Genomic DNA, 1,097 nt, shown 5'->3' on the forward strand with positions numbered 1-1,097 from the left:
TTTGATGGGTGATGAAGCTCGACCGTATTCAGCGGGCTCCCAGGGCCCGCTGAATGTTTGTGCCGGGAAACAGCCCTCAGCGGCAGTCAAACGGCTATTGCGCCACTGGAGCGGGCGAGGTGTCCTCACACACTGCGGCTGATTCTCCGTGGATGACTTGTTCTATCTCGAATCCCAGCGCCGCGATCATTCGGTAATCTTCTTCCGGCGGTTGACCTTTTGTCGTGAGGTAGTCACCCACGAAGATGGAATTCGCGACAAACAACCCCAGGGGTTGAAGCGGGCCGAGGTGGACCTCTCTCCCGGCCGCAATCCGCAGGTCTGAAGTGGGCGTCGCGAAACGAATGAGAGAGAGAACTTTCAGGCAGTGAAGGGGTGACGGGGCTGGCCGACCTTCCAGTGGCGTGCCGGCAATCGGGATAAGAAAGTTAATCGGCACGGATTCGGGCCGGAGTTCCCCCAGCGCCAGGATGAAGTCGATAAGGTCGTCCTCGCCTTCGCCCATCCCAATGATTCCACCACAGCACAACTCGAGGCCCGCCTGCCGAGCGGCCTTGAGTGTGGCCAGCCTGTCTTCGTACGTATGAGTCGAACAGATCTCCCTGTAAAAGCGGCGACCTGTGTTCAAATTGTGATTGACCCGGTCCAGCCCCGCCTTCTTGAGGGCTTCCGCCTGAGCCAACGTTAACAGCCCCGGCGAGAGACAGACTTTCAACGGGAAACGCTCTTTGATCCGGCTGATTGTCTGACAGAGCCTTTCCATCTCGCGCGGATTCGGAGATCGTCCGGCGATCGCGATACAGTACGTCGAGGCCTTTCTTTCCACAGCGGCCGCTGCGCCTGCGAGGATAACGTCCTCGTCCAGCAGGGGATACTTCGCAATGCTGGCGGTTGAAATTTTCGACTGAGAGCAGTAGGCACAATCCTCGCCGCAGAGGCCACTTTTCGCATTGATGAGCATATTCAGCCGCATTTTCATGCCGTGAAAATGCCGACGAACGCGGTACGCTGCCGCCAGAATTTCGAGAATCGCCGTGTCGGGGGCCTGCAGGATTGCCCGCACTTCCTCCACCGTCAAACGGCGGCCAGCGATGATC

At 58.6% G+C, this 1,097-nt stretch carries 1 protein-coding gene; it reads right to left on the minus strand.

Going from position 1 to position 1,097, the window contains the following annotated elements; genetic code table 11:
• Nucleotides 1–94 precede the first annotated feature (94 nt).
• Nucleotides 95–1,097, minus strand: a 1,003-nt coding sequence (bioB, locus tag H5U08_RS19585) for a biotin synthase BioB (RefSeq protein WP_297037094.1), incomplete at its 5' end; no start/stop codon positions are given.

The organism is Thermogutta sp. (assembly GCF_014359955.1).
Taxonomy (GTDB): domain Bacteria; phylum Planctomycetota; class Planctomycetia; order Pirellulales; family Thermoguttaceae; genus Thermogutta.